This is a genomic window from Streptomyces sp. 2131.1 (genome assembly GCF_900105515.1).
Classification (GTDB): domain Bacteria; phylum Actinomycetota; class Actinomycetes; order Streptomycetales; family Streptomycetaceae; genus Streptomyces; species Streptomyces drozdowiczii.
In genome coordinates, this window is the sequence record NZ_FNSY01000001.1 from 716,613 (window position 1) to 741,435 (window position 24,823).

Here is a 24,823-nt window from a genome sequence, read left to right on the forward strand (position 1 = left end):
TTGCTTCGGTCCGCACTACTGAACACAAGTCGACACCTATTGACCGAACTCGACTTCATTCAGTCGGGAGTGTCAGTTTTCGGACCGCTTCCGACTGTCGTGGGTGAGCGGGTCCGTTCCTTCTCCCTCGCCCCCGCCCGGCGTCATCTGCTCGGAGACCATCGAGACGATCCGCCGGCCGCCGATCCCGATGGCGATGAGCCCGAGCCCGTCGAAGAGCAGGGCCAGCGAGAAGAAGCAGCCGAGTACGTAGAGGCTGCTGTGCGGCCAGTCGAAGAGTACGAGCAGACCGAGGAGCAGGCCGAAGGCGCCCTGGAGCAGCGTCCAGCCGAACTGCGGGCCGCGCACCACGACGCTGCCCACGAGCCGGAAGACCCCGCCGGTCAGGAAGAGGAGCGCGGCGAACATGGTCAGCGCCTCGGCGGTGCCGTGCGGGTGGCGGATGACGACGGCCCCGGCGGCGATGTTGAGCGCGGCGACCACGACGCCCAGCCAGAAGTAGCTGGTGCCGCGCGACTGCACGGCGTGGACCAGGCCGACCAGACCGCCGACGAGAAGCAGCCAGCCGAACAGGATCATGGAGGTCAGCGTCGCCACGCCGGTGTAGACGAGCCCGACCAGGCCGGCGACGACGAGCAGGATGCCGAGCAGCGCCAGACCGCCGAAACTGCGGTGGAGCTTCCTGCCTTCGCGTTCGGGACCGTCCACGTGAGGCTCCTCGGGTGCGTGCCTGCTTGGCGCCCCCTTCTTGATCGTAGGTTCGAACACCACGGATAGCATCCGGCCATGGACCGTACGGAACCCCGCCTGGAGCACACCGTCGCCGACGGCGTCGCCACCGTCGTCATCAGCAACCCCGCCAAGCGCAACGCGATGACGGCCGCGATGTGGCAGGCGCTTCCGGTGCTGCTGGAGAAGCTGGCCGCCGATCCCTCCGTGGGCGCCCTGGTCCTGACCGGCGCGGGCGACACCTTCTGCGCGGGTGCGGACATCTCCTCGCTGCGGGACCCCGGGAGCGATCCGCAGAGCCTGGCCGTGGCGGCCGAGGAGGCGCTGGCCGCGTTCGCGCTGCCGACGCTCGCGGTGGTGCGGGGCTACTGCGTGGGCGGCGGGAGCCAGCTCGCCGCCGCCTGCGATCTGCGCTTCGCGGCGGAGGGGGCCCTGTTCGGGGTCACCCCGGCCAAGCTGGGGATCGTCTACCCCGCGTCGTCCACCCGCCGGCTGGCCGCCCTGACGGGCCCCGCGACGGCGAAGCACCTGCTGTTCTCCGGCGAGCTGATCGACACGGAGCGGGCGCTGCGGACCGGCCTGGTGGACGAGGTGCATGCGGCCGGCGCGCTGGACGAGCGGGTCGGGGCGTACGTACGGACCCTGGCGTCGCGGTCCCGGCTGACGCAGGCCGCGGCCAAGGAGTTCGCGGCCGGGCGCGAGGACCGGGACGCGTACTGGGCCGGGCAGGCACGGGGCAGCGGCGACACCGCGGAGGGTGTCGCCGCCTTCCTGGAACGCCGTACGCCCCGCTTCACCTGGGCGCCTACTGGAGGATGAAGCGGCTCCGGCCCCGCCACTGCTCGACCAGGTCGGCCGGCGCCTTGTCCGGCGACCCCGCGTCGTAGGGCGGCTGGGGGTCGTACTCCGTCAGGAGCTGTACGGCCTGCGCGGTGCGGTCGCCGGCGATGCGGCCGAGCAGGGTGAGGCCCATGTCGATACCGGACGAGACCCCGGCGGCGGTGACGTACTTGCCGTCGAAGACGACGCGTTCGCCGGTGGGCTCGGCGCCGTGGTCCCTGAGCGTGTCCAGGGCGAGCCAGTGCGAAGTGGCGCGCCGCCCCTTCAGGAGCCCGGCCGCCGCCAGCAGCAGCGATCCGGTGCAGACGGAGGTTGTCCAGGTGGTGGACTCGTCCGCGCGGCGCAGCCACCCGAGCAGGTTCTCGTTCTCCATCTGGTCGTGCTGTCCGGGGCCGCCGGGGACGATCACCAGGTCGGGGGCGGGGACCTCGTCGAACGTCCGGCGGGCGACCAGGTCGAGGCTGCTGTTGTCGTTACGTACGGCGCCCGTCCGTTCGGCGACGAAGACGGTCTCGGCGCCCGGTGTGCGGGACAGGATCTCGTAGGTGCCGACGGCGTCCAGCGCGGTGAAGCGGTCGAAGAGGACGATGGCGATCTGCATGGGGCTTCCTGTCTCTCGGGTGGGTCAGGAGCGGTCGGCCGCGTGGGGGCCGAAGCGGCGGCGGTATTCGGCAGGGGCGGCGCCGAGCGCCTTGATGAAGGCCCGGCGCATCGCCTCCGGGGTGCCGTAGCCGCAGCCGCGGGCGATCTGGGCGACCCCGTCGGCGGTGTCCTCCAGGAGCCGGCGGGCTTGTTCCAGGCGGACCTGGTCGACGTACCGGCCGGGCGTCGTGCCCGTCTCCGCCTGGAACGCGCGGGCGAAGTGACGGGGCGAGAGGCGGGCGCGGGCGGCCAGGGCCTCGACGGAGAGGTCGGCTCCGGGGTGCTCCGTGATCCAGTGCTGCACGTCGCGCAGCGGTTCACGGCGCGCCGTCTGGGCGCTGAGCTGTGCGCTGAACTGGGACTGGCTGCCCGGCCTGCGCAGGAAGACGACCAGGTGCCGCGCGACCGTGAGGGCGACGTCCCGTCCGTGGTCCTCCTCCACCAGGGCCAGCGCGAGGTCGATGCCCGCGGTGACCCCGGCGGAGGTGGCGATCCTGCCGTCGCGTACGAAGATCGGCTCGGGGTCGACCTCGACGGCCGGGTGTTCGCGGGCCAGCTTCTCGCACACGTTCCAGTGCGTCGTCGCCCGGTGGCCGTCCAGTTGTCCGGCCGCCGCGAGCAGCAGCGCCCCGCTGCACACGGAGACCAGGCGCTCCGGCAGCGGCCCGTGCACGCGTAGCCAGTGGACGAGTTCGGGGTCGGGGTCACGGGTGCCCCAGCCGCCGGGGACGAGGAGGGTGTGGGGCGTCGGCGCGTCGGCGAGGCTGCCGTCGGGGACCAGGGTGAGGCCACAGGACGTGCGGACCGGGGCGCCGTCCAGCGAGGCGGTGCGCAGCTCGTACGAGACGTCAGGGAAGCGGGACGCCCCGGCGAAGACCTCCATGGGGCCGGTGACGTCGAGGCTCTGGATGCCGTCGAAGAGGACGACGAGCACGGATCGCTGCTTCATGTCCGCCATCCTGGGCGGTCGCGGGAATGGCTGCAATGACGGGTTCCCCACCTTTCCTGCCATCGCCCGCTGCGGCACAGCTCACGTCTGCCCAGGGGTTCCCGCCCGTACCGACCAGTCGGTAACGTGCCGGGTATGAGTACTCTCCCGCCCCGTGCCGGGCGGCGTTGCCACAACGCCCTGAACCCGCTGCACTCCTCGCTCTACTTCTCCCCCGACCTCGGCAAGGAGCTCGGCGGGATCGGTATCGACGACCCCTCCGCCGTCTACTTCGCCACCCGCGCCGCCGCGATGGGCGCGGTCGGCGCCGACACGGTGACCGCGACCTTCTACAACTTCAACCACGCGCTGGTGTCCCGGCACGTCCCCGCGATCTGGGGCATAGCCTCCCCCGCGAAGGTCCTGGACGCCCGGCTGCGCGCCGCCGACGCGACGCTGCGCCGGCTGCTCGGCGAGGAGATCATCACCTCCCCCGAGATGGCCGAGGCCGCGCAGCTCGCCCTGCGCGCCACCGAGGGCTGCACCCGGCACGCCCGGCCGCTGTACGCGGCGCACGCCGGTCTGCCGGTCCCGGACGAACCGCACCTGGCGTACTGGCACGCGGCGACGCTGCTGCGCGAGCACCGGGGCGACGCCCACCTCGCCGCGCTCCTCGCCGCGGAGCTCGACCCGCTGGAGGCCCTGGTCAGCCACACCGCCACCGGCAAGGGCATGGCGATCGGCTGGCTGCTGTCCTCCCGGGGCTGGCGGCGCGCCGACTGGGAGGCCGCGTCGGAGCGGCTGCGCGAGCGCGGGCTGCTCACGGCGGAGGGCGAGCTGACCGAGGAGGGCGCCGAGCTGCGCAACGGGCTGGAGGAGGCCACGGACCGGATGGACCTGGGCCCGTACGAGCACCTGGGCGGACCGGGTGTGGCCCGGCTGACGGAGCTGGGGCGCGGCTTCCTCGCCACGGCGTGGGCAGCGGGCGCGTTCCCGGCCAGCGCGACCGGCTGAGCGACGAAATCCGGCGGCCGTCCCCTGGGGTGGCCGGGCGACACGGCGCCCGGCCACCCGGCACAATGCAGGCGTGTGACTCCGGGCAGGCCCCAGCGGCGGCCCGGGGCCCGACCAGCACAGCCAGCAGGAGAAGGCGAGTCGGTAGAACCGTGACGACGTCCATCGAAGGCAGGATCGCCGAGGAGCTCGGCGTACGCGAGCGGCAGGTGAAGGCGGCCGTCGAGCTGCTCGACGGCGGGTCGACCGTGCCGTTCATCGCCCGCTACCGCAAGGAAGCGACCGAGATGCTCGACGACGCGCAGCTGCGCACGCTCGAGGAACGGCTGCGGTACCTGCGGGAGCTGGAGGAGCGCCGGGCGGCGGTCCTCGAATCCGTACGGGAGCAGGGCAAGCTCGACGACGCGCTGGAGGCGCGGATCCGGGCGGCCGACACGAAGGCGCGCCTGGAGGACATCTACCTCCCGTTCAAGCCGAAGCGGCGGACGAAGGCGCAGATCGCCCGGGAGGCCGGTCTCGAACCGCTCGCCTCCGGCCTGCTCGACGACCCCTCGATGGACCCGCTCGCCGCGGCGGCGGCCTTCGCCGACGCGGACAAGGGCGTCGCGGACCCGGCGGCGGCGCTGGAGGGCGCCCGCGCCATCCTCGCCGAGCGCTTCTCGGAGGACGCCGACCTCATCGGCGAGCTGCGCGAGCGCATGTGGACGCGCGGGCGGCTGGTGGCCCGGGTGCGGGACGGCAAGGAGGAGGCGGGCGCCAAGTTCGCGGACTACTTCGACTTCGCCGAACCGTTCACCGCGCTGCCCTCGCACCGGGTGCTGGCGATGCTCCGGGGTGAGAAGGAAGACGTCCTCGACCTGGTCCTGGAGCCGGAGGAGCCGTCGCAGGAGCCCGGCCCGTCCTCGTACGAGAACATGGTCGCCCGGCGCTTCGGCGTGGGCGACCGGGGGCGCCCCGGCGACAAGTGGCTGGCCGACACGGTGCGGTGGGCCTGGCGTACCCGGATCCTGGTGCACCTCGGCATCGACCTGCGGCTGCGGCTGCGTACGGCGGCGGAGGACGAGGCGGTACGCGTCTTCGCGTCGAACCTGCGCGACCTGCTGCTCGCCGCACCGGCCGGGACGCGGGCCACGCTGGGGCTCGACCCCGGTTTCCGTACGGGTGTGAAGGTCGCCGTCGTGGACGCGACCGGCAAGGTCGTCGCCACCGACGTCATCCACCCGCACGTCCCGGCCAACAAGTGGGACCAGTCGCTGGCGACCCTGGAGCGGCTGGCGCGCGAGCACCACGTCGACCTGATCGCGATCGGCAACGGCACGGCGTCCCGCGAGACGGACAAGCTCGCCGGTGAGCTGTGCGAGAAGCATCCGGAGCTGAAGCTCACCAAGGTGATGGTCTCGGAGGCGGGCGCCTCCGTGTACTCCGCCTCGGCCTTCGCCTCGCAGGAACTCCCCGACATGGACGTCTCCTTGCGCGGTGCCGTCTCGATCGCGCGCCGGCTCCAGGACCCGCTGGCCGAGCTGGTGAAGATCGACCCGAAGTCGATCGGTGTCGGGCAGTACCAGCACGACCTGTCCGAGGTGAAGCTCTCGCGTTCGCTGGACGCGGTCGTCGAGGACTGCGTGAACGGTGTCGGCGTCGACGTCAACACCGCGTCCGCGCCGCTGCTCTCCCGGGTCTCCGGCATCGGCACCGGGCTCGCAGAGAACATCGTGGCGCACCGCGACGCGAACGGGCCGTTCCGCTCCCGCAAGGGCCTGAAGGACGTGGCCCGGCTGGGTCCGAAGGCGTACGAGCAGTGCGCGGGCTTCCTGCGCATCCGGGGCGACGACCCGCTCGACGCGTCCAGCGTGCACCCGGAGGCGTACCCGGTCGTGCGGTCGATGGTGAAGAAGACCGGCGGGGACGTCGCCGCGCTGATCGGCAACACCGATGTGCTGCGGTCGCTGCGGGCGGACGACTTCGTGTCCGAGAAGTTCGGGCTGCCGACGGTCACCGACATCCTGAAGGAGCTGGAGAAGCCGGGACGCGACCCTCGCCCCGCGTTCAGGACCGCCACCTTCAAGGACGGCGTCGAGAAGATCGGCGACCTGGAGGCCGGGATGGTGCTGGAGGGCGTCGTGACGAACGTCGCCGCGTTCGGGGCGTTCGTGGACGTCGGGGTGCATCAGGACGGGCTCGTCCATGTGTCGGCGATGTCGCGGACGTTCGTGAAGGACCCCCGGGATGTGGTGAAGCCGGGGGACGTCGTCCGCGTGAAGGTGATGGAGGTCGACATTCCGCGCAAGCGGATCTCGTTGTCGTTGCGGTTGGACGACGAGCAGGGGGCCGGTGGCCGCGCGGCGGCCTCGGGGAGTGAGCGTGGCGGGCGTCCGCCCCGGCCTCGGCAGGGGGGCGGCGGTGGCCGTGGTGCGGCGTCCCGTGGGGGCGGTGGCGGGGGGCGGCCCGCGCCTGCCGCTGCTCCGGCGAACGGGGCGATGGCCGATGCGTTGCGGCGGGCGGGGTTGTTGAAGGGGGACGGGGGGCGGTAGGCCCCTCGCGGCGGGGGTGGGGCGGGGTGGGTACTGGGTGCGCCTGCGGCGGGCCTGTTCCCCACCCCGCCCCTTCCCGTAACCGGGGCTCTGCCCCGGACCCCGCTCCTCAAGCGCCGGTGGGGCTGGAATCCGGGCTGATCGTGAGGCCGTCCGCGACCACTCGGCCCTTGTGCAGGACCGTGCGGTCCTCGCTGCGGTCCATCACCGCAGACGTCACCGTCTCGCCCTCCAGCAGGAGGAGGTCCGCCCTCGCGCCCACCCTCACTCCGGGGCGGTCCGTTGTGGAGGTCAGGCGGGGCGGGCCCTGCTGGAGGATGGAGGCGCCGCCCGTCGTGGCCACGGCCGCGCAGTGTTCGATCAGGGCGTCCGCGCGGTAGCCGTTGGTGAAGGCCAGCTGCCAGGTGCGGTCGAGCATGTCGCCGTTGCCGTACGGGGACCAGAAGTCGCGCTGGCCGTCCTCGCCCAGGCCCACCCGGACGCCGGCGGCGGTCAGGTCCGCCAGGGGCAGGGAGTGGTGGCGGGCCGGGGCGATCGTGGCCATGGCGATGTCCAGTTCGGCGAACTCCTCGATGAGCCGGCGCGTCGTCGTCTCGTCGACCGAACCCAGGTCGTAGGCGTGCGAGATGGTCACCCGGCCGGTCATGTCCAGGGCGCGCACCCGCTCCAGGATCAGGTCGACGCTGAACACCCCGAGCGCGCCCGGCTCGTGGAGGTGGATGTCGACCGGGGCCCCGTGGCGCTCCGCGAGGTCGAAGACGATGTCCAGGTGGCGTACGGGGTCGCGGTCCAGGGTGCACGGGTCGATGCCGCCGACGACCGCGGCGCCCGAGGACAGGGCCCGGTCCATCAGTTCCGGTACGCCCTTCTCACGGAGCAGGCCGGCCTGCGGGAACGCCATGATCTCGACCTCGCACCGGCCGGCGTGAGCTTCCTTGGCAGCGAGGACGCCTTCGAAGCGTTCCAGGCCGCAGTCCGCGTCGATCTGCGCGTAGCTGCGTACGCGGGTGGTGCCGCGCTCGATCATGCGGGCCAGCGTGTACGTCGCCCGCCGGGCTACGTCCCACTCGTCCTCGCGCCAGTGCTCGCGGTCGTTCGTCATCATGCCCCAGACCCCGGGGGCGCCCGTGTGGGGCCGGAAGGGCAGACCCATGCGGGTGGAGTCCAGGTGGCAGTGGACGTCCGAGAAGGACGGCAGGGCGAGCCGCCCCCGGCCGGCCACGGTGTCGCCCGTGACGGCGCGGGCCGGGTCGTGCGGGGTGACCGCGGTGATCATTCCGTCCTCGACGGTGAGGTCGCTGGGCTCCCCGCCCCACGGACGGACGTCTGTGATCAGCATGTGGCGCATCTCCTCGGTGGGTGTGTGGTGGGTCGGTGCCGCTACGGGGTCACCCGGCCGGGAGCGTTCCGGTCAGGGCCGTCAGCGACGGCTCCCTGCCCCGCTCGATGTGCGCGTACGCGAGTGCCGCGGCCAGGTCCGGCTTGCCCGCGTGGATCGCGGCGCAGATGTCCTGGTGCTCCGCGCACTGCACGCGCGGGTCGCGGCCCCCGGTGAGGGTGAACAGCCACTGCACCAGGCCCAGCGAGGGCTGCAACGCGTCCTGGAGCAGCCGGTTCCCCGTCATCGCGACGATCTCCGCGTGCAGGGCGGTGTTGGCCGCCGGAATCTCCTCCGGGTCGCCCCGGCGGGTGGCGTCCTCGGCCGCCTCCATCAGGACCCGCAGCCGCCCCCCGTCTCCCCCGGCGGCGCACGCCTCGGCGGCCCTGCGGGCGGCGAACACCTCAAGGCTGAGGCGGAGGTCGAAGAGTTCGGCGACGTCCCGCAGCGAGAGGTCCCGTACGGAGGCGCCCCGGCGCGGGGACACGACGACCAGGCCCTCGCCGGCCAGGCGGGTGAGCGCCTCGCGGACCGGGATGCGTGAGACGCCCAGGCTCTCGGAGAGCTCGCGTTCGCGGAGCCGTGAGCCGGGCGGGTACGCGCCGGACAGGATGCCCGCGCGGATCGTCCGCTCGGCGTGGTCGGCGTGCGAGGCACCGGGGTCGCTCGCTTGAGTCATCACAGAGCGACCGTAGCACTTGGTATGCCAAGCGCTACGGTCAGCGGGGTCGGTTCCGCCGTTATGCAGGATCGAGTGAACCTGATGTGCGATTTGGTATGCCAGGTGGGGTCAGACCTCCGTGACCCTGCCCTCCGCCACCTCGACGCGGCGCGTAGTGCGGACCGCCTCCAGCATCCGGCGGTCGTGCGTCACCAGGAGCAGGGTGCCGGTGTACGAGTCGAGCGCCGATTCCAGCTGCTCGATCGCCGGGAGGTCCAGGTGGTTCGTCGGCTCGTCCAGCACCAGGAGGTTGACGTCCCTGCCCTGGAGGAGGGCGAGCGCCGCCCGGGTGCGCTCCCCCGGCGAGAGGGTCGTCGCCGGGCGCATCACGTGGTCGGCGCGCAGGCCGAACTTGGCGAGGAGGGTGCGCACGTCGGCGGGTTCCGTGTCGGGGACCGCCGCGCAGAACGCCTCCAGGAGCGTCTCCGAGCCGTGGAAGAGCTTGCGCGCCTGGTCCACCTCGCCGACGACTACCCCGGAGCCGAGGCTCGCGTGCCCCGAGTCCAGCGGGAGGCGGCCGAGCAGCGCGGCCAGCAGGGTCGACTTGCCGGAGCCGTTGGCGCCCGTGATGGCGACCCGGTCGGCCCAGTCGATCTGGAGCGAGGCCGGCCCGAAGACGAAGTCGCCGCGTACGACGCGGGCCTCGCGGAGGGTGGCGACGACCGAGCCGGAGCGGGGCGCGGAGGCGATCTCCATGCGCAGCTCCCACTCCTTGCGCGGTTCGTCCACCACGTCGAGCCGTTCGATCATGCGCTGCGTCTGCCGGGCCTTCGCGGCCTGCTTCTCGCTGGACTCGCTGCGGAACTTGCGGCCGATCTTGTCGGAGTCGGTGGCCTTGCGGCGGGCGTTCTTGACGCCCTTGTCCATCCAGGAGCGCTGCATCAGGGCGCGGCCCTCCAGCGCCGAGCGCTTGTCGGCGTACTCCTCGTACTCCTCGCGGGCGTGCCGCCGGGCGCGCTCGCGCTCCTCCAGGTAGGCCGCGTAGCCACCGCCGTACAGGTTGATCTGCTGCTGGGCCAGGTCGAGTTCGAGGACCTTGGTGACCGTGCGCATGAGGAATTCGCGGTCGTGGCTGATGACGACGGTGCCGGAGCGCAGTCCGGAGACGTACTTCTCCAGGCGTTCCAGGCCGTCCAGGTCCAGGTCGTTGGTGGGCTCGTCGAGCAGGAAGACGTCGTAGCGCGACAGCAGCAGCGAGGCGAGTCCGGCGCGGGCCGCCTGGCCGCCGGAGAGGGCGGTCATCGGCAGGTCGAGGCCGACGGTCAGGCCGAGTTCGGCGGCGGTCTCCTCGGCGCGCTCGTCGAGGTCGGCACCGCCGAGCGCGAGCCAGCGCTCCAGGGACTCGGAGTACGCGTCGTCGGCGCCGGGGGCGCCCTCGACCAGGGCCTCCGTGGCGGCGTCCATGGCGGTCTGGGCGTCGGCGACCCCGGTCCGGCGGGCCAGGAACTCCCGTACGGTCTCGCCGGGGCGCCGCTCGGGCTCCTGTGGCAGGTGGCCGACGGTGGCGGTTGGCGGGGAGAGCCGCAGCTCGCCCTCCTCCGGCCGGTCGAGCCCGGCGAGCAGCCGCAGCAGCGACGATTTTCCGGCGCCGTTGACTCCGACGAGACCGATCACGTCCCCGGGGCCGACCACGAGGTCGAGCCCGGCGAAGAGCGTGCGGTCGCCGTGTCCGGCGGCGAGGTCCTTGGCGACGAGAGTGGCAGTCATCAGGGTGCCGATCCTAATCGGCACGGCGGGGCCCGGAGGACCGGCCGGGGGTGGCCTGCGGCGGGGTCCGGGAGCCCCTTAGGGTCCGGGGCAGGTACGTGGACCGGCGGTGGAAGGCGGGCAGCGGTGTCGGACGTGATCGTGGTGGGCGGCGGGGTCAGCGGACTGACCACGGCGACGGTGCTGGCCGAGCGGGGCCACCGGGTGCGGGTCTGGTCCCGGGAACCGGCGGGCGACACCACATCGGCGGTGGCCGGGGCGCTGTGGTGGCCTTACCGGATCGAGCCGCTGGACCGCGTCGGCGACTGGTCGCTGATCGCGCTGCGGTGGTACGAGGAGCTGGCCGTACGCCCGGAGGAGACCGGCGTGCGTCTGGTGGAGGGGCTGCACCGGGGCGAGCGCCTGGCGAACCTCGGGGCGTGGGCCGGGGAGGTGAAGGACGCCGTGGAGACGGCCGAGGGGTTGCGGTGCCGGCTGCCGCTGATCGACATGCCGGTGCACCTGGAGTGGCTGGAGGGGCGGGTGCGGGCGGCCGGGGGCACGGTCGAGCGGCGCGCGGTCGCCTCGTTCGCCGAGGCGGCGGCGGAGGCGGGGACGGTGGTCAACTGCGCCGGGCTCGGCGCCCGCGAGCTGGTGCCGGATTCAGGGGTGCGGCCTGTGCGCGGGCAGTTGGTGCTGGTGGAGAACCCGGGGATACGGGAGTGGTTCACCGAGGCCGTTCCGGCGTCGAGCGCGACCACGTACTTCTTCCCGCAGCCCGGGCGGCTGGTGCTCGGCGGCACTGCGGCGGCCGACGACTGGAGCACGGTGCCCGATCCCCGCACCGCCGAGGAGATAGTGGCCCGGTGCGCGCGGGTGCGGCCGGAGATCGCCGGCGCCCGGGTCGTCGGCCACCGGGTGGGGCTTCGGCCGGCCCGGGACGCGGGGGTCCGGATCGAGGCGGAGCCGCTGCCCGGGGGCGGACGGCTGGTGCACAACTACGGGCACGGCGGCGCGGGCGTGACGGTGGCGCGGGGCTGCGCGCTGGAGGCGGCCCGGCTGGTGGGGTGAGCCCCGGGGCGCCGGGCCGCGGTACGGCCCGGCGGAGCGCGCCGCCGGGCCGTGCGGTTCACGCCGGGGTGGAGCCGCCGGGCCGGTCGTGGTCGTGGCGTTCCGTGGTGATCTGGCTGCCGCCCGGGCCGATGCGGATCTCGAAGTCGCCGTCGTACTTGGCGTGGCCCTCGATGACCGCGGACTCCACGGCCTCCACGCCGAACTCCCGGCGCACGATCAGCGGGTCCTGGCGCAGGTCCCGCATCAGGGCCACGCACATGCCGATCATGACGATGGTGAAGGGCGCCGCGACGAGGATCGTCAGGTTCTGGAGGCCCGCCAGGGCGTCGCCCTTGCCGTTGCCGATGAGCAGCATGACGGCCGCGACGGCGCCGGTGACGACGCCCCAGAAGATGACGACCCACTTGCCGGGTTCGAGGATGCCCTTCTGGGACAGCGTGCCCATCACGATGGACGCGGCGTCGGCGCCGGAGACGAAGAAGATCCCGACGAGCACCATCACGAGGATGCTCATCAGCGTGGCGACGGGGAACTGCTGGAGTACGCCGAAGAGCTGCGCCTCCTGGGTGTCGGCGCCGCTGAGCTTCCCGCCCTCCTGGAGCTTGATGGCGGTGCCGCCGAAGATGGCGAACCAGATCAGGCTGACCGTGCTGGGTACCAGGATGACGCCGCCGATGAACTGGCGGATGGTGCGGCCCCTACTGATCCGCGCGATGAACATGCCGACGAAGGGCGTCCAGGAGATCCACCAGGCCCAGTAGAAGACGGTCCAGCTGCCGAGCCAGTTGGCGACCTCGCCCTTGCCCGTGGCCTCGGTGCGGCCGGCCAGCTGCGGCAGGTCGCCGAAGTAGGCGGCGATCGAGGTGGGCACCAGGTCCAGCACGATGATCGTGGGGCCCGCGACGAACACGAAGACGGCCAGGATCAGGGCGAGCACCATGTTGATGTTCGACAGCCACTGGATGCCCTTCTCCACGCCGGAGACCGCCGAGGCGATGAACGCGACGGTCAGCACGGCGATGATCAGGACGAGCAGCCCGGTGCCGGTCTTCTCCTTCCAGTTCAGCTCGTGGAAGCCGCTGCCGATCTGGAGGGCGCCGAGGCCCAGCGAGGCGGCCGAGCCGAAGAGGGTCGCGAAGATGGCCAGGATGTCGATGAACCGGCCGAGTCCTCCGTGGGCGTGGCGGGGGCCGATGAGCGGCTCGAAGACGGCACTGATGGTCTGCCGCCTGCGGCGCCGGAAGGTGCTGTACGCGATGCCCAGGCCGACCACCGCGTAGATCGCCCACGGGTGCAGCGTCCAGTGGAAGAGGGTGGTGGCCATCGCCGTCTGCATGGCCTCGGCCGCGTCGGCGGGGTGGGTGCCGGGCGGCGGGTCGGTGAAGTGGGCCAGCGGCTCGCTGACGCCGTAGAACATCAGACCGATGCCCATGCCGGCGCTGAACATCATCGCGACCCAGGACACGGTACGGAACTCCGGCTCCTCGTCCTCCTGGCCGAGGGTGATGTTCCCGTACCGGCTGATCGCGAGCCACAGGGCGAAGACCACGAAGCCGGAGGCGGCCAGCATGAAGGCCCAACCACCGTTGTGGATGAGCCCGTTGAGAGCTTTGTCGGAGACGTCCTCAAGCGAGTCGGTGGCGACGGCCCCCCAAATGACGAAGGCGAGGGTGAGGACGGCCGTGACGCCGAACACCACCCGGTCGGTGACGGGGCGCCGGTTCTGGGCCGGGTCGCCGGGGAGGTCCGCCGTCACCGACACGTCCCCTCTGCCGCCCGCTCTCTGATCGTCCTGCGACACGAATGGCACCTTTCACGGAAACAGAAAAAACGCTCTCCGTAGGCAGTACCACACCGAACGTGCATCTTTCGGGATCAACAAGCGGTATCGGGTTGACCGTCTGTGAGGTGATATGCGGCCCGTCCGTCCAGGAGGAGCGGAATCAGCTTCCGGGCCGGCTGCCGCAGGGGCACGTACACCCCGCCGCCGTCGGGGCGGGAGGTCACGGCGTGCAGCGCGAGTTCGTCGCGGACGCGGGCGAACTGCTCCCCCGTGAGGCGGTAGCCGCAGGGCGGGTCGGTGAGGGTGCCGCCCGGCGCCGGGGCCTCGTCGCCGGCGCCGCCGAGGACGACGGGCCCCACGTCGCCCGAGCCGGCCGCGCGGGAGTGCGCGGTGGCGGCGGCGATGCGCGCGCGCTGCTCGTCCGCGTACCGGAAGAGCGCCTTGAGGGCTACGAGTTGGGAGGCGACGCGGCGGCGGTCGTTGAGGGCGGGGTCGGCGCGCTCCTCGGCGGAGAGCGCGTCCGTACGGGATTCGACCAGCAGCACGACCGCGTGTTTGAGGCCGGCGACGTTGCGCAGGATGCGCTCCTGGCCGTCGCCCGCGGTCCGCCTGACCGGGCGGCCGGTGTCCGGGTCGGTCCACACGCCGTAGACGCCGGTGCTGAATCCGGCTTCCAGGGCGGCCGGCCGCACCCGGTCCACCGCGAGATCGTGCGCCTCGTCGTGCAGCCGTTCGTCGGTGTTGGGGTTGCGGGGCCACAGGACGAGCAGGTCCTTGTCGTAGTACGGGGCGGTGGCGCCGTACTCGTGCAGGTCCTCGATCACGTCGGGCTCGTGGTCCCGCAGTACGCCGGCCAGGGCGCGGGCCTCCGCGCTGCGCAGGGCGAGATGGTCCCGGTTGACGTCCACGCCGTCGCCGTTGCCCCGGGTTCCCGCGGCCAGGCCGTCCGGGTTGGCGGTGGGCACGACGAGGACCTCGGTCCGGGCGAGGAAGGCGCGGGTGCGGGCGTCGGTGGCGTGGGCGAGGTCGCGGACCGTGCTCAGGCAGGCCTCACGGGCGGCGGGTTCGTCGCCGTGCTGTCCGCAGACCAGGAGGACCGTGAGTGCGTCAGGCTCGGTGCTGCCGAGGCGGACGAGGTGCAGCGGGCGCCCCTGGGCGGTGGTGCCGATCCGTCGTACGGAGACCCGGTCGCCGCGCCGGGCCAGGTCCGCGAGCAGCGACGCCTCCTCGGCCTGCGTGGTCCAGCGCGCCCCGCCGGAGAGCTCGAAGCCGGTACGGGGTGCGGTGGTGCGGGCGGCGTCCGAGGGGACGGTGAGCAGGGGGACGGTCAGGGCGGCGGAGGCGGCCGCCAGTGCGAGATTGCGGACACGGCCGCGCCGGGGCGGCCGCCGTCCGCCGCCTGTCGGCGCGATCGGCATGGGCGGAAGATACTTCGGCGCCGGTACGGGCAACAGACCTGTGCAGGCCCGGTTTCCGGAAGCGGGCACGCGGACCCGGCCCGTTAGGCTGGCGGGGTTGTTCGCGCCGATCGGCCGGCCCCGGCCGTTTCCGGCCCCGCCGCGTCCCGAGGAGCGTCCCTTGCCCGGTCCGTCCCCCGATTCCCCGCTCCACGCGCGCCCGACGCTGGAAGCGGTGGCGGCCCGTGCCGGAGTCTCCCGGGCGACGGCCTCCCGTGTGGTGAACGGCGGGGCGGGCGTCCGGCAGCCGCTCGTCGACCAGGTGCGCAAGGCGGTCGACGAGCTGGGCTACGTCCCGAACCACGCCGCCCGGACCCTGGTGACCCGGCGCAACGGGGCGGTGGCCGTGATCATCGACGAGCCCGAGGTGCGGATCTTCTCCGATCCGTTCTTCTCCCAGCACATCCGGGGTATCAGCCGGGAACTGGGCGCGCACGACGCGCAGTTGGTGCTGCTTCTGGTTGAGGGCCGCGGGGACTTCGAGCGGGTGAGCCGCTATCTGGCCGGGGGCCATGTGGACGGGGTACTGGCCTTCTCGCTGCACACGGACGACGAACTGCCCGCCGCCATCAGGCGTTTCCGCGTCCCGGCCGTCTACGGCGGCAGGCCCGGGCGGCCGGGCGCGCCGACCGACGCGGTGCCCTTCGTGGACTGCGACAACCGCGGCGGCGCGCGGGAGGCCGTCCGCCATCTGGCCGGGCTGGGCCGCCGCCACATCGCGCACATCGCGGGGCCGCGCGACCAGACCTCGGCGCTCGACCGGATCGACGGCTACGCCGACGTCCTGCCCGATGCGGACCCGGCGCTGCTGGCGGACGGCGACTTCACGGTGGAGGGCGGTGCCCGGGCGATGGCGGAGCTGCTGGAGCGGCGGCCGGACGTGGACGCGGTGTTCGCGGCCAACGACCTGATGGCCTCGGGCGCGCTGCGGGTGCTGCGCGAGCGGGGGCGGCGGGTGCCGCAGGACGTGGCGCTGGTCGGGTTCGACGACATGGAGTCGGTCGCCGAGGCGACGGATCCGCCGTTGACGACGGTACGTCAGGACGTGGTGGGGATGGGCCGGTTGATGGTCAGGCTGCTGATGGAGCGGCTGGAGGGCGGGGGCGCGGGGCCGGAGTCGGTGATCACTCCGACGCGGCTGGTCCGCCGGGCCTCGGCCTGAGCCCGCCGCCGCGGGCCGCCCGGTGCGCCGCGCGGGCCCGGCGCGCCCGGGGCAGGTAGCGCAGGCGTTCCGGCAGCGCCGGGACCACCGCCCGCACCACCGCGCAGAACCGACGCAGCGCGCGTTCATGCGCGTCGGTCCACTCCAGGCCGATGGCCTCGCGGGCGTCGGGCGGCATCAGTCCGACGGTCAGGAAAACACGGAACCGGGCGAGCGGTGGGAGCAGCACCGGCCACAGCGCCCCGAGCAGCAGCCGCAGCGGCCACGGCCCCCGGTCCGGCGGCGGGACGGCGGTGTCGGTGGCGACGAGTTCCGCGACGACGGGTGTCTTCTCGATCTCGTCGGCGAGCATGGCGCGGTAGTAGGGCCAGAACTCCTCGACGGTCTGCGGCATGTCCCGGTCCTGTATCCCGAGCACCCGGCCCACCTGGAGCCATTCCGCGTACAGTGCGCGTTCCTGTTCGCGGCTGAGCGGGCGCAGCAGATAGCGGGCGCCGTGCCGGTAGACGGGGAACCCGGTGGCGTGCACCCAGGCGTAGTTCGCCGGTGACAGGGCGTGGTAGGCGCGGCCCCGGGTGTCGGTGCCCTGGATGGTGCGGTGCAGCCGGCGGAGCCTGCGCCCCTCCTCGGCGGCCTCCTCTCCGCCGTACACCCAGAGCTGGAGCGAGCTGAGGGAGCGCTCGCCGCGGCCCCACGGGTCCGTACGGAACACGGAGTGCTCGTCGACACCGGCGCCCACAGCGGGGTGGGCGACCTGGAGGGTGAGGGCGGCGGGCAGCATCAGCAGGGCCCGGATGTCCCCGGACAGGCTCCACAGCACTCCGCCGGGCGGCGGTGGCGCCGGGTCGTTCCTGCCGGCTGCTGCGCTGCTCATGCCGTACTCCCGGCCGCTCGACGGGCACCGGACCGAAGCGCCCGGCCCCACGTGATCCAGTATGCGAGCCGCGGGCGGGGCGTGCGCAGCGGGCTCCCGTTCCGCGGTGTTGACGGGGTCGATGAAACAAGTCGATAGTATTTGTAACTTTGACTCCCGGGATCGCACGCCCCGTCATATCGTCTCCGTCACACGCTTGTTGGGGCCGCTGTTCCGGACACGGACAGGAGGGCGCACCATGGGCCGGTACAGCCGCCTGCGTGAGATCCGCCGGATGGATCCGGCGCGGGATTACGCCGAGATCCTCCGGCTGATCTCGCAGTACGAGTTCCCCTGGGACTACCGCCAGGGTGTGAGCGTGGCGTTCCTGCGCGACTACGGTGTCCCCCGGATCTCCGTACTCCTCGACCGCACCCAGGAGTTCGAGCGCAACGGGCAGAAGCGGTACGACGACACGGTGCTGATCGGGTACGAGATGGCCGTCGACGGGTTCGACTCGGAGCGGGGACGGGCTGCGGCGCGGCACCTGAACCGCATCCACGGCAGGTACCGCATCCCGAACGACGACTTCCTCTATGTGCTCGCGACCACGGTCGTGGGCCCGAAACGCTGGATCGACCGGTACGGCTGGCGCCCGCTGTGCGCCCAGGAGGTGCAGGCACTGGCGGAGGCGGCGCGGAAGACCGGGGCGATGATGGGCATCGAGGACGTCCCCGACACCTATGCGGGGTTCGAGCGGCTGCTCGACGCATACGAGCAGCGGATGTTCTCGTACGACCCGGCGAACCGGCGGGTGGCGAGCGCCACGTTCCGGGTGATGGCGAGCTGGTACCCGCGCCCGCTGCGTCCTCTGGTCGCCCGGTTCTCGCTGGCGCTGCTGGACGAGCCGCTGCTGAAGGCGCTGGGCTTCCGGCCGCAGCCCCGGTGGGTGCGGACCTCGGCGTCGGCGGCGCTGCGGCTGCGGGCGCGGTGCGTACGGGGGATGCCGGCCCGGCCGCGCCGGTTCCCGTCCCGGCCGCAGCCGCGTTCGTACCCCTTCGGCTGGCGGCTGGACGACCTCGGGCCGCACTGGGCGCGCAGCCGACCGCTGGAGCCGCTGCCGGACGAGACCGCCGTCCGGCCGGGGCCGGAGCGCGGCTGAGACACCCGGTCAGGCGGCGAGCAGCGGGACCAGGCAGCGGCGGGCGAAGTCGCGGACCTGGGCGTCGTCGTCGAGTTCGAAGCAGCTGACCGGGTTGAGGAGGAAGGAGACGGTGATCCGGACCATGAGTTCGGCGACGGGTGTCGGGTCGGTCTCCGGTCCGCCCTCCAGGCGCCGTGCCTCGCGCAGTCGCCCGGCCAGGTAGCCGCGGATCGCGAGGAAGGCCGGGCCGCTCTCCACGGTGAGGAAGGGCAGCATGGTCTCGGGCTCCAGGCGCAGCAGCCCGCCGATGAGCGGGTGTTCGCGGATGTGCCGCAGCACGGCGGCGAAGCCCTCGACGAGCCGGTCCTCCGTCGTGGGCAGCGCGGCCACGGCCTCGTCGACCTCCACGACGAACCGGCGGTACTCGCGCAGCAGGCACGCCGAGACCAGGCTGTCCTTGCCGCCGATCCGCCGGTACACCGTCACCCGGGAGACCCCGGCCCGCTTGGCGACGTCGTCGACGGTCGAGCGGCGCAGCCCGAAGGTCATGAACTGCTCGCGCGCGGCATCGAGGATCTGCTCCCCCAGCGCGTCGGAGGGCGTCGCGGCTCCCACGGTCCCGAAGGCGGGGGCCGCCCCGCCGGTGTCGCGTGCCGTCATGGGCCCTCCCTGTTCCGCCGGTCCGCCCCACGATAGGAGCCGGATCAGAGTGACACGCGGCGTACCCCCGTAACAGGCCGGGGCGGGACCGCTCGTGTCGAGCCAGGCGATGCGGCTGCCGTCACCGAGCGACGGGGCCGGCTGGGCGTCGGAGGAGCAGGAGACCCGGCTGAACCCGTCGACGCCGGCGAGCACGTCGTCGACCGTGGCGGCCTTCACCGGCACCGGACAGGTTCAGCCGCCTGCCCCGCTCGAAGTGCGCACCTCGGTCCTGGCCCGCCGCTGCACGGTCAGCAGCCGACGCCTGGTCGCCGCGTGCCCCGACAGCACCTCCACCGGCGCACCGGCGCCGTACAGCTGGGCGGAACGGTGCCGTTCGGCGAGGTCCGGACGGGACGGCCTGTCAGCCCCGCAGGGGCTTGCGGTAGCGCACGTACTCGTTGCGGCGCCGGAAGCCGACGCTCTCGTAGAGGTCGTACGAGCGGTAGGGGTTGGCGGTCCCGGTGTACAGGCGGGCGCGGGCGGCCCCGTGGTCGCGCAGGGCGCACAGGCCCGCGAGGAGGACGGCGCGTCCGACGCCGAGCCGCCTGGACCGGTCGCGGACGCTCAGCTCCTCGACCTCGCCCGTAGTGCGGTCCCGGGCGCGGAGCGAGCACAGGGCGACGCCCGCCATCTCCTCGCCCTGCCAGGCGCCCCGCCAGCAGGCCGGTTCCGCCTTGGCCACGAAGCGGGCGTACGGCCATTCCTCGGTGAAGCCGGCCTCCCGGTACGAGTCGACGACCGTCCGCCAGGCCGAGCGGTAGCTGTCCGGGCCGATGGGCCCGAGCCGGATGCCGGCCGGCGGCTCGGCGGGGCCCGGCAGCGCGCCCAGGTCCGGCAGCTCCAGCTCCACGAGGCTGAAGACGCGCTGGTACCCGGTGTCCGTCAGCAGCCGCGCGGCCTCCCGTTCCCCGGCCATGGCGTTGGCACCGAGGACCGCCGTCTCCGCCGTGCCCTGCTCCGCCACGAGCCGGCGGATGTGCTCCTCGGCCCACGCGACCATGGCCGACCCGACGCCGCGTCCCCGGTGTCCGGGCAGCAGGTGTCCTCGGTGCAGATAGAGCTGGGTCCCGTCCCGCTCCCGCCACCAGCGGACGGCCGCGTAGCCGACGACCGCGCCGTCGTGTTCGACGAGGACCTGGTCGCGGGCCGGGTCCGCGAGGGCGGCGGACGCCGTGCCGATCTCCTCGGCGTCGGGCAGCCCCTCCACGACCGAATCGGCGTCGATCCCATCGTGCTCCGCGCTGCCGGCCCGCACGGCGGCCATCGCCTCGTGGTCCGGGGCGCCCCGGTAGGCCCTGAGGACATATCCGGGCACACCGGTGCCGCTCTCCGCCATCGCTCCCCCTCGGACGCCCCGGACGGGGCTCAGTCGAAGTCGTACACGCTCACAGACAGGCCCCGGCCGGTCAACCGGCTTTCTATGAGCGGCTCGATCCGCGACCACGTGCCGCCCGCGAGCCCGCAGCCGATGCGGGGCATGTGCAGCGAGGCGCCGAACTCCAGGGCGTGGTCGGCCACGGTGGCCAGGCCCGTGTCGATGGCCTCGTAGCGCACCGGGACACCCTTGCTCCCGCGGCGCATCCCGTGCTGGCCCACCAGATTCGCCACCCGGACGAACGGGGAGACCTGGACGAACTGCACCGCGCCGAGGCCGAAGTCGTTGTGCGCGCGCTCGCGGTGCCATCTGCGGTACGCGGCCTCGGGCTCGGGCCACCGGCGGGAGAGGGCGAGGACGAACCCCTTTCCCCAGCCGCCGAGATCGTTGCAGACGTGCACGATCACCTTGACACCCTTGCCCTGCGGCGCGGTCGCGTCCCCTCGTACGTAAGTGATCTCGGACATGCGTTCAGGCTAGGGCCCACCACTGACAGCCGCCGGTCACCACTTTCACATCGATGGTGAGACAGCAATACTGTTGCACCGAGCGGGGCGCGCGCATCGCGGCCCGTTCGCAGCACCGGACACGAGGAGCGGAAATGGCGACCGAGGCCGAGGAGCCGAAGCTCACCGTCGACGAGCTGGCGGCTCGCGCCGGGGTGACCGTGCGCACGGTGCGGTTCTACAGCACCCGGGGGCTGCTGCCGCCGCCGGTGATCGGGCCGCGCCGGGTCGGGCGCTACGGGCACGACCACCTCTCGCGGCTGGCGCTCATCGAGGAGCTCCAGCACCAGGGCATGACGCTCGCCGCGATCGAACGGTACCTGGAGCAGCTGCCGCCCGACCTCAGCGCCCACGATCTGGCCATCCACCGGGCCCTGGTCGCCTCCTGGGCACCGGACTCGGCGGAGGACGCCTCGCGGGCGGAGCTGGAACGGCGGGCCGGCCGGTCACTGAGCGAGCAGGACCTCGACCGGCTGGCCGCGATGGGGGTGCTGGAGCGGTCCGCGCCCGACGACGGAGTCTTCCGGCTGGATCCGGGGCTGCTGCGGCTCGGCGTGGAGCTGCTGGACGTGCCGATCGCGCACGAGACGATCCTCGCCGCCCGTACGGTCCTGCTGCAGCACACCCGCTCGGCGGCGCAGGAGCTGACCCGGCTCTTCCGGGACGAGGTGTGGAATCCGTACCGGGAGCGGGAATCGGACCCCGAGCACGTCAGGGCGATGAAGTCGCTGTCGGCGCACATGCAGCCGATGGTGCTCCAGGCCCTGGTGACCGCCTTCCAGCGGTCGCTGAAGGAGGAGCTGCGGGCCGCGTTCACCGCCGAGTGACCGCGGCCGTACCGCCCCGGTGGAGGGGCGGTACGGCACGCATCGCGTCGGGTCAGTCGTGGAAGGTCTCGCCCTTCTCCGCCTTCTCGACCAGCAGCGCGGGCGGCAGGAAGCGGTCGCCGTAGCGCTCGGCGAGTTCCCGGGCGCGGGCCACGAAGCCGGGCAGGCCGCCCTCATACCCGTTGATGTACTGGAGCACGCCGCCCGTCCACGGCGGGAAGCCGATGCCCATGATGGAGCCGATGTTGGCGTCGGCGACGGTGATCAGGACGTTCTCCTCCAGGCAGCGGACGCTGTCCAGCGCCTCGGAGAAGAGCATGCGCTCCTGCATGTCGGTGAACGAGATCCCGGTGTCCGGCTTGGCGAAGTGCTCGCGCAGACCGGGCCACAGGCGCGTGCGCTTGCCCGCCTCGTCGTACTCGTAGAAGCCCGCGCCGCCGCTGCGGCCGGGGCGGCCGAACTCGTCGACCATCCGGTCGATCACCTCGTCCGCCGGGTGGCCGGGCCAGGTGCCGCCCGCCTCCTCGACGGCCTTGCGGGTCTCGTTGCGGATCTTGCGCGGCAGGGTGAGGGTCAGCTCGTCCATCAGGGAGAGCACCTTGGCCGGGTAGCCGGCCTGCGCGGCGGCCTGTTCGACGGAGGCGGGCTCGACGCCCTCGCCGACCATGGCGACGCCCTCGTTGATGAACTGGCCGATGACACGCGAGGTGAAGAAGCCGCGCGAGTCGTTGACGACGATCGGGGTCTTCTTGATCCGGCGGACCAGGTCGAACGCGCGGGCCAGCGCCTCGTCCCCGGTCTTCTCGCCCTTGATGATCTCGACCAGCGGCATCTTGTCGACCGGCGAGAAGAAGTGCAGCCCGATGAAGTCGACCGGGCGGGAGACGCCTTCGGCGAGCACGGTGATCGGCAGGGTGGAGGTGTTGGAGCAGAGCAGCGCGTCGGGCTCGATGACGTCCTGGATCTCCTGGAACACCTTGTGCTTGAGGGCGGTGTCCTCGAAGACGGCCTCGATCACCGCGTCGCAGCCGGCGAGGTCGGCCACGTCACCGGTCGGGGTGATGCGGGCCAGCAGCTCGTCGCGCTCGGCCTCGGTCGTACGGCCCCGGGAGAGCGCCTTGTCGAGCAGCTTCTCGCTGTACGCCTTGCCCTTGGCGGCGGCCTCCGCGGAGACGTCCTTGAGGACGACCTCGATCCCGGCCTTGGCGCAGGAGTACGCGATGCCGGCGCCCATCATGCCGGCGCCGAGGACGGCCACCTTGCGGACCTGGCGCTCCTCGATGCCCTTGGGGCGGCTGGCACCGGAGTTGACGGCCTGGAGGTCGAAGAAGAACGCCTGGATCATGTTCTTGGAGACCTGGCCGGTGACCAGCTCGGTGAAGTACCGGGCCTCGATGGTCAGGGCGGTCTCGAAGTCGACCTGCGAGCCCTCGACGGCGGCGGCGAGGATGTTGCGCGGCGCGGGCATCGGGGCGCCCGCGATCTGCTTCTTCAGGTTCGACGGGAACGCCGGCAGGTTCGCGGCGAACTTGGGGTTCGACGGGGTACCGCCGGGAATCCGGTAGCCCTTGACGTCCCAGGGCTGCTGGGATTCGGGGTGGGCGTCGATGAAGGCGCGGGCCTTGTCGAGCATCTCCTCGGGCGTGGCGGCGACCTCGTGGACGAGGCCGTTCTCCTGCGCGCGCCGCGGGGTGTACTGGGTGCCCTGGAGGAGGACCTTGAGCAGCGCGTCCGCGATGCCCATGAGGCGTACGGTGCGGGTGACACCGCCGCCTGCGGGGAGCAGGCCGAGGGTGACCTCGGGCAGGCCGATGCGGGAGCCGGGCGCGTCGAGGGCGATGCGGTGGTGGGCGGCGAGCGCGATCTCGTAACCGCCGCCGAGGGCAGCGCCGTTGATGGCCGCGACGACGGGCTTGCCGAGGGTCTCGATGCGGCGCAGCGAGTTCTTGATGGCGGTGCCGGTGTCGAACGCGAGCTGCGCGCTCGAAGGACCGATCCTGATCATTTCCTTGAGGTCGCCGCCGGCGAAGAAGGTCTTCTTCGCGGAGGTGTAGATGATGCCCCGGATGGAGTCCTTCTCGGCCTCGGCGCGGTCGGCGATGGCCGCGATGGAGTCCTTGAAGGCCTGGTTCATCGTGTTGGCGGACTGGTTGGGGTCGTCCAGTACGAGGGTGACGACGCCGGTCTCGTCCTGTTCCCAGCGGATGGTCGTGCTCTCGGTCATGGGTTTGTCTTCTCCGTAGGAAGGGGGACGGTCAGAGACGCTCGACGACGGTGGCGATGCCCATGCCGCCGCCCACGCACAGGGTGGCGAGGCCGTAGCGCTTGTCGCGGCGTTCCAGTTCGTCGATGAGGGTGCCGAGGATCATCGCGCCGGTGGCGCCCAGCGGGTGGCCGAGCGCGATGGCGCCACCGTTGACGTTGATCTTGTCGAGGGAGAGCCCCATGTCGCGGGCGAAGCGCAGGACGACGCCGGCGAAGGCCTCGTTGATCTCGACCAGGTCGATGTCGTCGATGGTCAGCCCGGCCTTGGCGAGGGCCTTGCGGGTGGCCGGGGCGGGGCCGGTGAGCATGATGGTGGGCTCGGAGCCGGAGACGGCGGCGGAGACGATACGGGCGCGCGGGGTCAGCCCGTAGCGCTCGCCGGTCTCCTTGTTGCCGATGGCGACGAGGGCGGCGCCGTCCACGATGCCGGAGGAGTTGCCCGCGTGGTGGACGTGGTCGATCTTCTCGACCCAGTGGTACTTCTGCAGCGCCACCGCGTCGAAGCCGCCCATCTCGCCGATCGTCGCGAAGGACGGCTTGAGCGAGGCGAGGGAGTCGGCGGTGGTGCCGGGGCGCATGTGCTCGTCGTGGTCGAGGACGACGAGGCCGTTGCGGTCCTTGACGGGGACGACGGAGCGGGCGAAGCGGTTGTCCTTCCACGCCTCGGCGGCCCGCTCCTGGGAGAGCGCGGCGAACTCGTCGACGTCGCGCCGCGAGAAGCCCTCGATGGTGGCGATGAGGTCGGCGCCGACGCCCTGCGGGGCGAAGCCGGTCTCGTAGTTGGTCATCGGGTCCATGGCCCAGGCGCCGCCGTCGGAGCCCATCGGCACGCGGGACATCGACTCGACGCCGCCCGCCAGGATCAGGTCCTCCCAGCCCGAACGCACCTTGGCGGCAGCCAGGTTGACTGCCTCCAGGCCCGAGGCACAGAAGCGGTTCTCCTGGACGCCGGCGACGGTGTCCGGCAGACCGGCCGCGATGGCTGCGATCCGGGCGATGTCGGAGCCCTGGTCGCCTAGCGGGCTGACCACGCCGAGGACGATGTCGTCGATCGCGGCGGGGTCGAGGCCGGGGATGCGGGCGCGGATCTCGTGGATCAGGCCGACGACGAGGTCGATGGGCTTGGTGCCGTGCAGGGCGCCGTTGGCCTTGCCGCGGCCGCGCGGGGTGCGGATCGCGTCGTAGACGAATGCTTCGGTACTCAAG

General features: G+C 72.6%; 21 protein-coding genes. 7 read left to right on the plus strand and 14 right to left on the minus strand.

Annotated features, from left to right (window positions below; genetic code table 11):
* Positions 1-72: 72 nt before the first annotated feature.
* Positions 73-708 (minus strand): HdeD family acid-resistance protein, encoded by a 636-nt coding sequence (locus tag BLW14_RS03430; RefSeq protein WP_093704168.1) that lies wholly within the window; start codon positions 706-708, stop codon positions 73-75.
* Positions 709-786: 78 nt separating this feature from the next.
* On the opposite strand from BLW14_RS03430, the gene BLW14_RS03435 reads away from it, so the two are divergent.
* The gene (locus tag BLW14_RS03435) at positions 787-1,548 is read left to right on the plus strand and encodes an enoyl-CoA hydratase/isomerase family protein (protein WP_093704170.1); all 762 of its coding nucleotides are present in this window, start codon (positions 787-789) and stop codon (positions 1,546-1,548) included.
* On the opposite strand, the gene BLW14_RS03440 is transcribed toward BLW14_RS03435, so the two are convergent.
* Together BLW14_RS03440 and BLW14_RS03445 are read right to left on the minus strand one after the other, a co-directional pair.
* Positions 1,535-2,170, minus strand: coding sequence for a DJ-1/PfpI family protein (locus BLW14_RS03440; RefSeq protein WP_093704172.1), 636 nt, complete (start codon positions 2,168-2,170; stop codon positions 1,535-1,537). The genes BLW14_RS03435 and BLW14_RS03440 overlap by 14 nt on opposite strands.
* 24 nt (positions 2,171-2,194) lie before the next feature.
* A complete protein-coding gene (locus tag BLW14_RS03445; protein ID WP_093704174.1) occupies positions 2,195-3,160 on the minus strand; it encodes a GlxA family transcriptional regulator in 966 nt (321 codons plus the stop codon).
* Positions 3,161-3,295: 135 nt separating this feature from the next.
* On the opposite strand from BLW14_RS03445, the gene BLW14_RS03450 reads away from it, so the two are divergent.
* Both BLW14_RS03450 and BLW14_RS03455 read left to right on the plus strand, forming a co-directional pair.
* Positions 3,296-4,153 carry an SCO6745 family protein gene (locus BLW14_RS03450; protein ID WP_093704176.1) on the plus strand — a complete coding sequence of 286 codons (858 nt, stop codon included), beginning with the start codon at positions 3,296-3,298 and terminating at the stop codon, positions 4,151-4,153.
* 152 nt (positions 4,154-4,305) lie between these two features.
* Positions 4,306-6,684, plus strand: coding sequence for a Tex family protein (locus BLW14_RS03455; protein ID WP_093704178.1), 2,379 nt, complete (start codon positions 4,306-4,308; stop codon positions 6,682-6,684).
* A 109-nt stretch (positions 6,685-6,793) separates the two neighbouring features.
* Here the strand turns inward: BLW14_RS03455 and BLW14_RS03460 are convergent, their stop codons facing one another.
* The 3 genes from BLW14_RS03460 to BLW14_RS03470 form a co-directional block, all read right to left on the minus strand.
* Entirely contained in the window at positions 6,794-8,023 is a 1,230-nt protein-coding gene (locus BLW14_RS03460; RefSeq protein ID WP_093704180.1) for an amidohydrolase, read from the minus strand.
* Between the two features lie 49 nt (positions 8,024-8,072).
* Positions 8,073-8,741 (minus strand): GntR family transcriptional regulator, encoded by a 669-nt coding sequence (locus BLW14_RS03465; protein WP_093704182.1) that lies wholly within the window; start codon positions 8,739-8,741, stop codon positions 8,073-8,075.
* Positions 8,742-8,852: 111 nt separating this feature from the next.
* A complete protein-coding gene (locus tag BLW14_RS03470) occupies positions 8,853-10,490 on the minus strand; it encodes an ABC-F family ATP-binding cassette domain-containing protein (RefSeq protein ID WP_093704184.1) in 1,638 nt (545 codons plus the stop codon).
* A 126-nt stretch (positions 10,491-10,616) separates the two neighbouring features.
* On the opposite strand from BLW14_RS03470, the gene BLW14_RS03475 reads away from it, so the two are divergent.
* Positions 10,617-11,540, plus strand: coding sequence for an FAD-dependent oxidoreductase (locus tag BLW14_RS03475; protein ID WP_093704186.1), 924 nt, complete (start codon positions 10,617-10,619; stop codon positions 11,538-11,540).
* Positions 11,541-11,598: 58 nt separating this feature from the next.
* On the opposite strand, the gene BLW14_RS03480 is transcribed toward BLW14_RS03475, so the two are convergent.
* Both BLW14_RS03480 and BLW14_RS03485 read right to left on the minus strand, forming a co-directional pair.
* Positions 11,599-13,344: a BCCT family transporter gene (locus BLW14_RS03480; protein WP_177153889.1), complete on the minus strand. Its 1,746-nt coding sequence runs from the start codon at positions 13,342-13,344 to the stop codon at positions 11,599-11,601.
* 74 nt (positions 13,345-13,418) lie between these two features.
* A complete protein-coding gene (locus BLW14_RS03485) occupies positions 13,419-14,744 on the minus strand; it encodes a M14 family metallopeptidase (protein WP_093704190.1) in 1,326 nt (441 codons plus the stop codon).
* A gap of 160 nt (positions 14,745-14,904) precedes the next feature.
* Between BLW14_RS03485 and BLW14_RS03490 the strand changes: the two genes are divergently transcribed.
* Complete coding sequence (locus BLW14_RS03490) at positions 14,905-15,945, plus strand: LacI family DNA-binding transcriptional regulator (RefSeq protein ID WP_093704192.1); 1,041 nt, start codon at positions 14,905-14,907, stop codon at positions 15,943-15,945.
* Here BLW14_RS03490 and BLW14_RS03495 read toward each other — a convergent pair.
* On the minus strand, positions 15,908-16,819 hold the full coding sequence (locus tag BLW14_RS03495; RefSeq protein ID WP_093704194.1) for an oxygenase MpaB family protein: 912 nt from the start codon (positions 16,817-16,819) through the stop codon (positions 15,908-15,910). The two genes, BLW14_RS03490 and BLW14_RS03495, sit on opposite strands and share 38 nt — an antisense overlap.
* A 238-nt stretch (positions 16,820-17,057) precedes the next feature.
* Here BLW14_RS03495 and BLW14_RS03500 point away from each other — a divergent pair, with 238 nt between their 5' ends.
* Positions 17,058-17,960 (plus strand): oxygenase MpaB family protein, encoded by a 903-nt coding sequence (locus BLW14_RS03500; protein WP_093704196.1) that lies wholly within the window; start codon positions 17,058-17,060, stop codon positions 17,958-17,960.
* Positions 17,961-17,969: 9 nt separating this feature from the next.
* On the opposite strand, the gene BLW14_RS03505 is transcribed toward BLW14_RS03500, so the two are convergent.
* From BLW14_RS03505 to BLW14_RS03515, 3 genes are all read right to left on the minus strand, one after another.
* Positions 17,970-18,602, minus strand: coding sequence for a TetR/AcrR family transcriptional regulator (locus tag BLW14_RS03505; protein WP_093710635.1), 633 nt, complete (start codon positions 18,600-18,602; stop codon positions 17,970-17,972).
* Between the two features lie 403 nt (positions 18,603-19,005).
* Positions 19,006-19,980 (minus strand): GNAT family N-acetyltransferase, encoded by a 975-nt coding sequence (locus BLW14_RS03510; RefSeq protein ID WP_093704198.1) that lies wholly within the window; start codon positions 19,978-19,980, stop codon positions 19,006-19,008.
* 29 nt (positions 19,981-20,009) lie between these two features.
* Positions 20,010-20,486: a macro domain-containing protein gene (locus BLW14_RS03515; protein ID WP_093704200.1), complete on the minus strand. Its 477-nt coding sequence runs from the start codon at positions 20,484-20,486 to the stop codon at positions 20,010-20,012.
* A gap of 134 nt (positions 20,487-20,620) precedes the next feature.
* Here BLW14_RS03515 and BLW14_RS03520 point away from each other — a divergent pair, with 134 nt between their 5' ends.
* Entirely contained in the window at positions 20,621-21,352 is a 732-nt protein-coding gene (locus BLW14_RS03520; RefSeq protein ID WP_093704202.1) for a MerR family transcriptional regulator, read from the plus strand.
* A gap of 52 nt (positions 21,353-21,404) precedes the next feature.
* Here the strand turns inward: BLW14_RS03520 and BLW14_RS03525 are convergent, their stop codons facing one another.
* Together BLW14_RS03525 and BLW14_RS03530 are read right to left on the minus strand one after the other, a co-directional pair.
* Positions 21,405-23,576, minus strand: coding sequence for a 3-hydroxyacyl-CoA dehydrogenase NAD-binding domain-containing protein (locus BLW14_RS03525; protein WP_093704204.1), 2,172 nt, complete (start codon positions 23,574-23,576; stop codon positions 21,405-21,407).
* 31 nt (positions 23,577-23,607) lie between these two features.
* Positions 23,608-24,822: an acetyl-CoA C-acetyltransferase gene (locus tag BLW14_RS03530; RefSeq protein ID WP_093704206.1), complete on the minus strand. Its 1,215-nt coding sequence runs from the start codon at positions 24,820-24,822 to the stop codon at positions 23,608-23,610.
* Between the last annotated feature and the right edge of the window lies 1 nt (position 24,823).

What these genes read in the sequence shown, in the direction of transcription:
- BLW14_RS03525 (WP_093704204.1), bottom strand. Translation starts at nt 23,576, where the DNA reads ATGACCGAGAGCACGACCATCCGCTGGGAACAGGACGAGACCGGCGTC.
- BLW14_RS03460 (WP_093704180.1), bottom strand. Translation starts at nt 8,023, where the DNA reads ATGCTGATCACAGACGTCCGTCCGTGGGGCGGGGAGCCCAGCGACCTC.
- BLW14_RS03500 (WP_093704196.1), top strand. Translation starts at nt 17,058, where the DNA reads ATGGGCCGGTACAGCCGCCTGCGTGAGATCCGCCGGATGGATCCGGCG.
- BLW14_RS03510 (WP_093704198.1), bottom strand. Translation starts at nt 19,980, where the DNA reads ATGGCGGAGAGCGGCACCGGTGTGCCCGGATATGTCCTCAGGGCCTAC.
- BLW14_RS03435 (WP_093704170.1), top strand. Translation starts at nt 787, where the DNA reads ATGGACCGTACGGAACCCCGCCTGGAGCACACCGTCGCCGACGGCGTC.
- BLW14_RS03495 (WP_093704194.1), bottom strand. Translation starts at nt 16,819, where the DNA reads ATGAGCAGCGCAGCAGCCGGCAGGAACGACCCGGCGCCACCGCCGCCC.
- BLW14_RS03450 (WP_093704176.1), top strand. Translation starts at nt 3,296, where the DNA reads ATGAGTACTCTCCCGCCCCGTGCCGGGCGGCGTTGCCACAACGCCCTG.
- BLW14_RS03465 (WP_093704182.1), bottom strand. Translation starts at nt 8,741, where the DNA reads ATGACTCAAGCGAGCGACCCCGGTGCCTCGCACGCCGACCACGCCGAG.
- BLW14_RS03485 (WP_093704190.1), bottom strand. Translation starts at nt 14,744, where the DNA reads ATGCCGATCGCGCCGACAGGCGGCGGACGGCGGCCGCCCCGGCGCGGC.
- BLW14_RS03520 (WP_093704202.1), top strand. Translation starts at nt 20,621, where the DNA reads ATGGCGACCGAGGCCGAGGAGCCGAAGCTCACCGTCGACGAGCTGGCG.
- BLW14_RS03515 (WP_093704200.1), bottom strand. Translation starts at nt 20,486, where the DNA reads ATGTCCGAGATCACTTACGTACGAGGGGACGCGACCGCGCCGCAGGGC.
- BLW14_RS03440 (WP_093704172.1), bottom strand. Translation starts at nt 2,170, where the DNA reads ATGCAGATCGCCATCGTCCTCTTCGACCGCTTCACCGCGCTGGACGCC.
- BLW14_RS03505 (WP_093710635.1), bottom strand. Translation starts at nt 18,602, where the DNA reads ATGACGGCACGCGACACCGGCGGGGCGGCCCCCGCCTTCGGGACCGTG.
- BLW14_RS03445 (WP_093704174.1), bottom strand. Translation starts at nt 3,160, where the DNA reads ATGAAGCAGCGATCCGTGCTCGTCGTCCTCTTCGACGGCATCCAGAGC.
- BLW14_RS03470 (WP_093704184.1), bottom strand. Translation starts at nt 10,490, where the DNA reads ATGACTGCCACTCTCGTCGCCAAGGACCTCGCCGCCGGACACGGCGAC.